This is a genomic window from Lactiplantibacillus sp. 7.2.4, assembly GCF_018991185.1.
Lineage (GTDB): Bacteria > Bacillota > Bacilli > Lactobacillales > Lactobacillaceae > Lactiplantibacillus > Lactiplantibacillus pentosus.
The window spans coordinates 1-8,680 of record NZ_JAGYGS010000087.1 but is presented as its reverse complement, the minus strand read 5'-3'; the positions used below and the strand labels follow the sequence as shown (position 1 = coordinate 8,680).

Here is an 8,680-nt window from a genome sequence, read left to right as displayed (position 1 = left end):
AAGAGGTTCAAGATACGTTACTCAATAACTTTAAAGCTGGCCGACGTAACTATACGATTTTTCAAGTTGGTAAAGCGACGCTACTGCGAGTGAGTGACGTTATGGGTTTAAAACAGACCGATATTTTTAATCTGGACGGTTCTATTAAACAAAATGCGTTCATTCATGATCGAAAAACTGGTAAGCCTAATACCTTGTACCTTAAACCAGTTCAAACAGAACTCTTATTGTATCGTCAATGGCTGCTTGATCATAAACTAGCATCTGAATGGCTCTTTCCTTCCATTCAACACCCCGAGCGACATATCACGGAAAAACAGTTCTACAAAATTATGAGCAAGGTTGGCGATCTGTTAGGAATTAATTATCTAGGTACCCATACGATGCGCAAAACCGGGGCTTATCGTGTTTACACGCAATCAAATTACAATATTGGCCTAGTCATGCACTTACTAAATCACTCAAGTGAATCAATGACTTTAGCTTATTTAGGCTTGGATCAAGCAAGTACAGAAAACATGTTGAACCAAATTGATTTTGGGTAAATTGGTTTGATTTTGTTGTCGCCAACGGCGACTTCTGATACAGGCTTTTAATGGGCCTAGCACAACATAGAATAAATTCTATGTATAAGTGCGCATTGACCTCGTTTCACTCGGCCTGCTGATAACCATAGAATCAATTTCTGCCATGGTTGAATTGACTGTATTTTTAATTCAATTTATGTTTGCACCTAACTAAGATTGCTATGTTTTAAATATTTAAAAAGTGTTGCAGATTACGCTGTTTTAAGCCAAAATTTTTTAATTGCTTTGAGCAGATAATCTTTATAAGCTTGGTAACAAATTTTGAATAACGGTGCTGTAAGATCTGTGAATTTAAACTGAAAGCATTATTTTGATGTTAGGAGTCATTAAGATGGACGAAAAGAAAGTATTAAAACCAAATTGATGAAATACTTGCTGATCCTTGGCAAGTTGATATTCAAGAATTGTTTGAAGCTTCTGTCAATGAACCTGACGAGATTAAAAAGAATTTGTATGATTCCTTATACACTTATATTTTGCAAAAAAGACAAGAAGATATTATTAATCGTCCTGGCTTCGTTATTTAGCCCTCTAAAAGCCTGCTGAGGCTTTTTATTTTTGCTTTGGTATAAATATATATAAACAGTCTCAAAATCGCTAGAAATGAGAAATAAGGCCCTTAAAAACGAATATAGCAGTTAGATTCTTGTTAAGATTCAAAGAAACTAACTGTTTGCTGTCAATGGTAGCGGACGAGCGTAGCGTGGGAGCATAAGGAATTGACAGCTCTAAACCAGTCTTAACACTGAAATGGCGAAAGCCAAAGTTTTATAGAAACTTTGCTTTCCTGCCTAACGGCGAGTGAAAAAGCGGTCAAGCTGGTTCAGCTTGGACGGGGTACGGGGCGTCAGCGCCCGAATAAACGTGGCTTGCCACACCTTTTAGGCAACGAACAGAGTGAGGCGCAAGGAGCATAGCGACTGGAGTTTAATGTGAGCCTGTTTTTTGGCTCACTCCTTTGTGTTTTTGTTTTAGATTTTGATCTTGTACAGTGGTGCCTCTTTTAAACCTCTTTTATAAACCTCTTTTAAACCTCTTTTAGACCCCTCTTGAGGCTTACTCTCCCAAGGCTTATAGAAGTTTATCAACGAGGTTTTGTCTGTTTATCAACGAGGTTTTGTCTGTTTATCAACGAGGTTTTGTCTGTTTATCAACGAGGTTTTGTCTGTTTATCAACGAGGTTTTTAATGGTGATCGTTGATAAGAAATCGTTGATTTTATATAATAGTTATGGAGGTGTGATTATGAGCAATGAACTTATAAAATATGATCCTGAACTTAATACCATTCCGTTACGTAAATTCACCCCTATTGAAATGAATCTATTTTTTTCAATTATTTCTCGTATGCGTGATAAGGGAGATCAGACAGTTAGATTTTCTTTTGAACAACTTAAAGATTTGAGCAACTATAAACCGACTGCAAATAATCGCTTTGAAGATGATATTCAAAGAACTTATGAAAAGTTAATGGGACTTCATTTTGGAAGACGTAGTAAATCTGGATTAAATAGAGAAATGTTTGTTATGTTTACTAAATTCAGAATTGTTGGTGAAGCTGATTCTCCTTATATAGACATTGAAGTATATAAAGATGCTTTGCCACTTCTTAATAATTTAGACACGTGGGTTAGATATGCTTTAGCGGAATTTAGAGATCTTCGAAGCAGTTATGCTAAAACCGCTTTTAGATTGTTAAAAGGTTTCAGAACAACCGGTTATGCTTTTTTATCAAAAGAAGATTTTTTTGAGTTACTTGATATTCCTAAAAGTTATTGGAAAAAACCGGGAGACGTTGATAGATACGTTCTTAAACCAATCAGAGAAGAATTGACCCCTCTTTTTAGAGGCCTAACGGTTAGAAAAAAATATGGTAAAGGCCGCGGGAAACCAGTGATTGGGTATTCTTTTACTTGGAAGCCTGAAAAGAAAGACGCTAACGACTTCTCACAAGGTCAATTTCAAGATGAACGTCAAAAACTCTTTAACATTCAGCATAATGGTGAATTAACAGAACAGGAAAAATGGCGCGCCATTGACAAGGTTAAGGGGCTAACTTTAGGCTCTACTGAGAAACAAGCATTGGCTGATAAACAGGCCGAGCACGATAAAAAAATAAGAGATCAAGCACGAAAAGAAGCACTTGCTGAACTTCGAAAGGGATTTGGAAATCATGCCTAAAACTATTAGAGAACTTGCTGATGAATTGAAGGTCTCTAAACAAACTATTCAATATCACTACCAAAGACTACCAGCAAAGAACCGACAAAAAGATATTCAAGGTACAAACATGATTAGTCCTACAGCTGAAAGGATTATCAAAGACAAGATAGCAAAGCCTTTGGTAGCAAATAACCAACAAACATGTAACAAAAAAGCGACAAGGACCAACAAAGAAAATAATGAGCTAGTCGCCACTCTAAGAAGAGAAGTAGCAGATTTGAAGTCTCAACGTGACAAACAACTTACTACCAAAGACCAACAAATAGAGCATCTAACAAAATTAATAGATCAGCAACAACAACTGCAATTAACAACTGTAGAAGAAAATAGAGAGTTAAAAGCCCATGCTCAAAAAACAAGTGGCTTACTTGAAACTTCTGAGCCATTTCAGAAACGACAAAATAGTACCTCAGAAGAGGACGTGTATAAAAATAAAAGCAATAAAAATTGGTGGCATTTTTGGTAATCTTGGAAGTATGGAGACCTTATGAATAGTGTTCTTATAATGTTAACTTCAAAACTGTCGGATCTTATTACTAAAACCTCTGAAGAATATGTATCAGCTAAGATGTCAGAAGCTAGTATTTTTGAGACAGGCCCTAGAAATTGAGGTGATTGGTATGAATAATGTTAAATGTTTTCGACACAAAGCTAGCTTAACTCAGGTGCAATTGGCTCAGGCTTGTGGGGTTACTAGACAAACTATTTATTTAATAGAAGTGGGAAAATATAATCCGACAATAGCACTATGTCAAAAGATTTGTCATGCTTTAAACACAGATTTGAATTCACTTTTTGGAACAAATGAATAGGAGATGATATTTATGAAAAAAGTTACTGATGAAAGATTAAAAGCTGCAAGAGTACGTTCGGATTCATTTCTCTTTTACATTCAGACATCGGTTTTAATTGTAATTGTACTTTTTGATTATGTAACTCATGGCACAAGTTATGTAATGCGGCAACCAATTTTAGGCGTACTATTTTTTACCCTGTTCCTTTCAGGTGTTAGAAGCATGCTTATTGCGAAAGACTATACCAATAAACATGGTCTGTTCACAGCTACCGTAGGTATTATTTCGGTTGACTTAGTTGGACTAGTTTGCATATTGTTAAATCTTAATACAGCTGGAACCGGTATTTTTGCCATATTATTATTGTCAGGTTCACTAATTGCATTCATTATTGCTTTTGCCATTCTAAGAAAGGGGCAAAGCTAGTGTAAAGCTAACACCGTGAGGCTTCATTAACCAATACAAGCTGTACTGCACGGCAATCGTAACGATTGAAATTCCTAATAGGACGACTAAAGATTGGCGGAGCTTTGTCCAATAAACCCGCTGACGTGAAAAACCACTGGTAAATAAGAACTGGTTAAAGTTATCCTTTAAGTCCTGATTCATTAGCAGCAATCCCGCTAACCAATAAACGAAGATTAGCCAGTAGGAATAAGCTGTAAAGTAGTCACCCTTATAGGTCGCCCAATGATGAATACTTGCGCATGTATGCAACACTACGGTTTGCATACAAGATTGTTAGACGTTACGTCTTGTCTTTTTGTGGCCTTATATTTTGCAACGTGTAGTGATTCGTCTGACTTTACAAAATTATTTACAGAATGCTTGTTTGTAACTCCTTCCCAAATCAATCCCCGAATTAAAGCACAACATGGTTATTTCATGTTTCAGCCCTTTCCTGAAACAACTTCTATTTCTATAATTCAAAATATGATAACTCAGCAATACGAACCTCAAAAAATAATTCTCACCAAGAGATTTACGGCCATTAGGGTATACCTTAATGGCCATTTCGTGTCTCACAATCTATTTAAGTTAGATATGTTCATTAGAACTGTCTAAATTAAACCCTATAACAGAGAATAATAGTGGCACAGTCTAAAATACATGATGTGTTTGAGAAAAACTTTCAAATAAGCTTTGTCCCTATATTAGGGACTATAACTATATTATAGACCCTGAAATGTCTTGTTTTTGAGATATAAAATAGTTAAAAACAGATACAGCTTTAATTTAGTGGAGTTTTTAAATCTGGAGTTATTTTTATGTTTAGAATTTGCTGCTTATAAGGCTGTTGAGGTACTACTCCGTTATTGAGAGAAGAAGGGCAAATAAACTTAACAATAGTGAACATACGGCAGATCCATATAAACCAATAGCTTTTTGGATTTCTGCTTTTTTTGAAATGAGTGGTGGTAATTTTTTCGTTAAAGTATATTTTTTAAATAACTTTTGTTCAAAAAGATGTGTTAGGACTTGTATGAATACAAATAAAAATAGTAATGCTTCAAACATGAGTGAAATACGTAAATCCTTTTTGATTATAAGTGTATAGAGCGCACTCACAACAATAAAAAATCCCACTAAAAGGCATATATAACGGAATTTTTTAATAGTAGCTGAATATTTATGATAAAAAGCAGAGGACTTATTTTGTTTTTTTAGTATTTTTTCTTTTTTTTGTGGTATAAGGTATAAGAATGCAAAAATAAAAAGTAAAAGTAAAAGTAAATACATTATGGTTTGTCCTTTCTAAGAGAGTATAAAATAGTTTGTGTAAATAAATAAAATCCTATTGAAAAGGGAATCCCTTCCCCGTATGATTAAATCGTCAAACCAAACCAAAACGGAGGGATTCCCCATGGAACAGTTTGCCAAAGATTTAACCAAAACTCTATTATCAAATGGCGATGTTAAAGAACTTTTTCGCCAACAAAATTTACGCAGGTCAAATTATAACTGTCTAATTTCTAGAATGTTAGGATAGGTGATAAAAGGGGGTACAGTTATGAATAAAAAAAAATTAAGGTGGCTATATGGTTTGGGGGCCTTAATCGTTATTGTTCTTGCTGCATCTTTTATCATTAAGGCAGTCAATGGTCATCAAAAATCAAATACTTCTAGCAGCTCTGCTAAAGTTGAACAAACAAGTAGTAAAAAAAAGACTAGTAACAGTTCTACTTCTTCTAAAAAAAGTAGTCAAACTTCCTCTAGTTCTAGTGAGGTGAGCTCTGCTTCTTCTGCTAGTTCAACAAGCAATTCTACTACAAACAGTCAAAGTAGTTCTACTTCTTCTGTTTCCAGTAGTTCTAGCAGTCAAGTACAAGCTACTAGCTCTACTAATCAACAAACAAGTTCTTCTGCACAATCAAGTAGTTCTACCCAACCAGCAGTTGGAACTGTTACTACTAGACCACAAGGTGCTTGGGTAACTACATTTGAACATAACCTCTACAATGGTTATAAGGTAACGCCTAATTACTATAAATATTATGGTAATGGACTTTGGGAAGTTTGGGTCAACGAAATTAACACTAATGATTATCCATATGTTACTGTCAATCAATATACTGGTAACTTCCATGGTTAAAATAAAAATAAGATTTAACTTAAAAGCCTCTACAATCAAGTAGAGGTTTTTTATATACCATTCCTTGTTTACATAACCTACCTTATCAACACTAACAACCGTACCAATGCTTCACGCACCCTTGTGCATTGACCCTAAATCACAAACTCGCCGCAAACCTTTAAGTTCCATTCACATATCGCCGTTTTTTCAAAATTACACAATCTATACCACTTTATTTTTTAAAATCTTCTAAGCACAAATTTTCCACTTCGTTATTCTTGACCTCTTTCGCATACCATTCTTTTGATTTTAAAAGATATTCTAATTCTATTCCTTTTGGGAAAACAAAATTTTCTTTTGTAGCAGTTTCCTTGAATTCTGAAAATATTAATCGATACTCATGTTGATCTCCATACTTGTTAGCTTTTCTTGCAAAACACTCCGCTAAATACTTCTCGTATACTTCTATGTCTTTAGTTTCGTTTATTTCGCTTAGTATTACATCTTTTTTCATATTTAAAGGCTTATCATCATAATAAACATACGTCCCTTTAAGCCCAATACTAATTTGATTTTCAATTTTTTCCAACCAATTTTGATTTTTAAATATTTCTTTAGTATTCATGCCTTGTAAATTCTTCGTCGTTAAAGATTTAATCGCATTCACGTAATCTTCATCTAAATCTGGGTCTGTGGAATTTATTTTCTTTCTCCAACACAAAAAGTTATTAGTTTTAAATCTTTGAATTCTGTCCATGCCCATCTTTGGCTTTTTAATCTCATAATTTACAAATTCTGGCGTGTTACGTCCCATAGCTTCAAATGAATCATTCAGCGAAATATTGAATATAACAGCATTTCTCTTTTCCAAATCTTCTTTTTTCCCTTTTTTGTTTAAAAGTTTATCAACTGTTGTTTCCTTTATTTTCCCTTTATCATCAAAATCATCTGAAAAAAGCACAGTAAAACTACTAATATATGTTTGTGATTTGCCATTAAGTATTTCGCCATACTTAATCATTTCATTATTGGTTAATTTGATAATACCTTCCGAATCGTCCTTTATTTTGTCCCTTCCATTATCCCGAAAATTCTCAATAGACTTTAGAAAAAAATGCCCTTTAACGAGATCATCACATTTTTGGTTGAATTTTATAAACCCTATGGCTTTCTTATTCTCATGTTTATATACTTCATCTTGTTTTTCATGTAAATTCATTCTATTACACCTTCTCAAAGTAATTATTTAATCAACTGCATTATACTTCTTTGCACTTCATTTTTGTTTCATGTTATAATGAAATCGCAAAGAAAGAATAAACGTTTTTACACCAAAGCCCCTAGCAGGTTACGACTGCTAAGGGCTTTTTTAGTGGGCTAAATGTCGCCTATTTTATTTTACTTGCGGCGTTTCCGTTTTAGCCAGTCCGTAAACCACGCTGTTATCAGCGCAACCGCAAGTGGGGCAAAGAAAGAAGTAAACAATTTTTACACCTCCCAACCGTTGCAGATTGGATAGGCAACTTTTTCATTATACCTTATTTATCGTCTTTGCCACCAGTGCCGTTTTTTTGCCGTTTCTGGCGTTTTAGGCTCGTTCCTAACCTTTTCTATTTCTTCCGCCTTATCCGTGTTCAAATCGTTTCCTGTTTCCAATGTTATGGGGGGATTTTTAACAAATCACCCCTCGAAAACATTGAAAGAATAACCCTCAATATCTATAATATAGATATTGGGGGTTATTTGTCATTATATACTAAAAATGACTTCTTCTATTTGTCATCAATACTAAACAATAATTTGTACAAAGTGATTATTTCTTCTAGTTCTTCACGCGATACATGATCGACAATAGTTTCATCAGTGACATGTCTTGCCCGTAAATCCAAGGCTATGGTTTGATCTAATAATACTTTTCCATATACTGTTTGACTACTAGTTAGTCGATGATACATTGGAAAATTACGCTTGGTACTGCTAATTGGAGCCACAATCGTCATGTTACTTGTCTGACAGACTAGATCATTGCTTAGCGCAATGGCTGGTCGCTTATTCATCTGTTCATGACCACGGCTTGGATTAAAGTTAACATAAAATATATCACCTTGGCTTACCATTGAAGTTCATTACCTTCTGACTTTCCCCAATCAAGCTCGTGATCCCTTTTCCCGTCATCTTGCCAATCCTTAAATAGTTCGTGAATATTGGTTGGGTTCTTTTTTATTGGTGTTAAAACAATTGATCCATTTTCAATGGTTATTGTCATATCTTGGTTATCATCTAATTTCAGTTGTTTAATAATTTGGCTAGGAATTCTAGCAGCTTTCGAGTTTCCCCACTTTGCTAAGCGTGTTTGTTCTTTAATAAGTTCCATATTTTCCCCTCCTAAATTATTATTACAAGTCAAGTATATCCCATGTAGATACACAATGCAAATATTCTTACTGGAGGTCATTTACATGCAACAAGTTGTCTTACCCATCAAAGATTCAAACGTTCTTA

At 34.5% G+C, this 8,680-nt stretch carries 13 protein-coding genes and 1 pseudogene; 9 read left to right on the top strand and 5 right to left on the bottom strand.

All coding sequences use genetic code 11. The annotated features are described in order from the left end of the window. The 6 genes and pseudogenes from KGF70_RS15790 to KGF70_RS15765 form a co-directional block, all read left to right on the top strand. The coding region (locus tag KGF70_RS15790) for a site-specific integrase (protein WP_216786493.1) at positions 1 to 545 on the top strand (545 nt) is incomplete at its 5' end. 355 nt (positions 546 to 900) lie between these two features. After that, a pseudogene (locus KGF70_RS15785) lies at positions 901 to 1,114 on the top strand (hypothetical protein). A 717-nt stretch (positions 1,115 to 1,831) separates the two neighbouring features. After that, positions 1,832 to 2,767 carry a replication initiation protein gene (locus tag KGF70_RS15780; RefSeq protein WP_031942334.1) on the top strand — a complete coding sequence of 312 codons (936 nt, stop codon included), beginning with the start codon at positions 1,832 to 1,834 and terminating at the stop codon, positions 2,765 to 2,767. Further along, complete coding sequence (locus tag KGF70_RS15775; protein ID WP_041816333.1) at positions 2,760 to 3,275, top strand: DUF536 domain-containing protein; 516 nt, start codon at positions 2,760 to 2,762, stop codon at positions 3,273 to 3,275. Before KGF70_RS15780 ends, KGF70_RS15775 begins: the two co-directional genes overlap by 8 nt. A 154-nt stretch (positions 3,276 to 3,429) precedes the next feature. Continuing rightward, the gene (locus tag KGF70_RS15770) at positions 3,430 to 3,621 is read left to right on the top strand and encodes a helix-turn-helix transcriptional regulator (protein WP_041816348.1); all 192 of its coding nucleotides are present in this window, start codon (positions 3,430 to 3,432) and stop codon (positions 3,619 to 3,621) included. Positions 3,622 to 3,633: 12 nt separating this feature from the next. Next, a complete protein-coding gene (locus KGF70_RS15765) occupies positions 3,634 to 4,029 on the top strand; it encodes a hypothetical protein (RefSeq protein ID WP_041816336.1) in 396 nt (131 codons plus the stop codon). Here KGF70_RS15765 and KGF70_RS15760 read toward each other — a convergent pair. After that, positions 4,009 to 4,212, bottom strand: a complete 204-nt coding sequence (locus KGF70_RS15760; RefSeq protein ID WP_225367710.1) for a hypothetical protein — start codon at positions 4,210 to 4,212, stop codon at positions 4,009 to 4,011. The genes KGF70_RS15765 and KGF70_RS15760 overlap by 21 nt on opposite strands. Positions 4,213 to 4,293: 81 nt before the next feature. Between KGF70_RS15760 and KGF70_RS17850 the strand changes: the two genes are divergently transcribed. Further along, positions 4,294 to 4,668, top strand: coding sequence for an FRG domain-containing protein (locus tag KGF70_RS17850; RefSeq protein WP_367115018.1), 375 nt, complete (start codon positions 4,294 to 4,296; stop codon positions 4,666 to 4,668). Positions 4,669 to 4,908: 240 nt separating this feature from the next. Here the strand turns inward: KGF70_RS17850 and KGF70_RS15750 are convergent, their stop codons facing one another. After that, the gene (locus KGF70_RS15750) at positions 4,909 to 5,343 is read right to left on the bottom strand and encodes a hypothetical protein (RefSeq protein WP_015474768.1); all 435 of its coding nucleotides are present in this window, start codon (positions 5,341 to 5,343) and stop codon (positions 4,909 to 4,911) included. A gap of 124 nt (positions 5,344 to 5,467) precedes the next feature. Between KGF70_RS15750 and KGF70_RS17685 the strand changes: the two genes are divergently transcribed. Beyond that, entirely contained in the window at positions 5,468 to 5,593 is a 126-nt protein-coding gene (locus KGF70_RS17685; RefSeq protein WP_257591854.1) for a hypothetical protein, read from the top strand. 21 nt (positions 5,594 to 5,614) lie between these two features. Beyond that, positions 5,615 to 6,196: a hypothetical protein gene (locus KGF70_RS17460; RefSeq protein WP_225083855.1), complete on the top strand. Its 582-nt coding sequence runs from the start codon at positions 5,615 to 5,617 to the stop codon at positions 6,194 to 6,196. A gap of 214 nt (positions 6,197 to 6,410) precedes the next feature. Here the strand turns inward: KGF70_RS17460 and KGF70_RS15740 are convergent, their stop codons facing one another. From KGF70_RS15740 to KGF70_RS15730, 3 genes are all read right to left on the bottom strand, one after another. After that, on the bottom strand, positions 6,411 to 7,397 hold the full coding sequence (locus KGF70_RS15740; RefSeq protein ID WP_041816341.1) for a hypothetical protein: 987 nt from the start codon (positions 7,395 to 7,397) through the stop codon (positions 6,411 to 6,413). A gap of 553 nt (positions 7,398 to 7,950) precedes the next feature. Next, complete coding sequence (locus KGF70_RS15735; protein WP_001748110.1) at positions 7,951 to 8,295, bottom strand: type II toxin-antitoxin system PemK/MazF family toxin; 345 nt, start codon at positions 8,293 to 8,295, stop codon at positions 7,951 to 7,953. Further along, a complete protein-coding gene (locus KGF70_RS15730) occupies positions 8,289 to 8,552 on the bottom strand; it encodes an AbrB/MazE/SpoVT family DNA-binding domain-containing protein (protein WP_001748109.1) in 264 nt (87 codons plus the stop codon). Before KGF70_RS15730 ends, KGF70_RS15735 begins: the two co-directional genes overlap by 7 nt. Positions 8,553 to 8,680: the final 128 nt, after the last annotated feature.

Coding starts and splice junctions, on each gene's coding strand:
- KGF70_RS15735 (WP_001748110.1), bottom strand. CDS start 8,295: ATGGTAAGCCAAGGTGATATATTTTATGTTAACTTTAATCCAAGCCGT.
- KGF70_RS15780 (WP_031942334.1), top strand. CDS start 1,832: ATGAGCAATGAACTTATAAAATATGATCCTGAACTTAATACCATTCCG.
- KGF70_RS17460 (WP_225083855.1), top strand. CDS start 5,615: ATGAATAAAAAAAAATTAAGGTGGCTATATGGTTTGGGGGCCTTAATC.
- KGF70_RS17850 (WP_367115018.1), top strand. CDS start 4,294: ATGATGAATACTTGCGCATGTATGCAACACTACGGTTTGCATACAAGA.
- KGF70_RS15740 (WP_041816341.1), bottom strand. CDS start 7,397: ATGAATTTACATGAAAAACAAGATGAAGTATATAAACATGAGAATAAG.
- KGF70_RS15770 (WP_041816348.1), top strand. CDS start 3,430: ATGAATAATGTTAAATGTTTTCGACACAAAGCTAGCTTAACTCAGGTG.
- KGF70_RS15775 (WP_041816333.1), top strand. CDS start 2,760: ATGCCTAAAACTATTAGAGAACTTGCTGATGAATTGAAGGTCTCTAAA.
- KGF70_RS15765 (WP_041816336.1), top strand. CDS start 3,634: ATGAAAAAAGTTACTGATGAAAGATTAAAAGCTGCAAGAGTACGTTCG.
- KGF70_RS15760 (WP_225367710.1), bottom strand. CDS start 4,212: ATGAATCAGGACTTAAAGGATAACTTTAACCAGTTCTTATTTACCAGT.
- KGF70_RS17685 (WP_257591854.1), top strand. CDS start 5,468: ATGGAACAGTTTGCCAAAGATTTAACCAAAACTCTATTATCAAATGGC.
- KGF70_RS15750 (WP_015474768.1), bottom strand. CDS start 5,343: ATGTATTTACTTTTACTTTTACTTTTTATTTTTGCATTCTTATACCTT.
- KGF70_RS15730 (WP_001748109.1), bottom strand. CDS start 8,552: ATGGAACTTATTAAAGAACAAACACGCTTAGCAAAGTGGGGAAACTCG.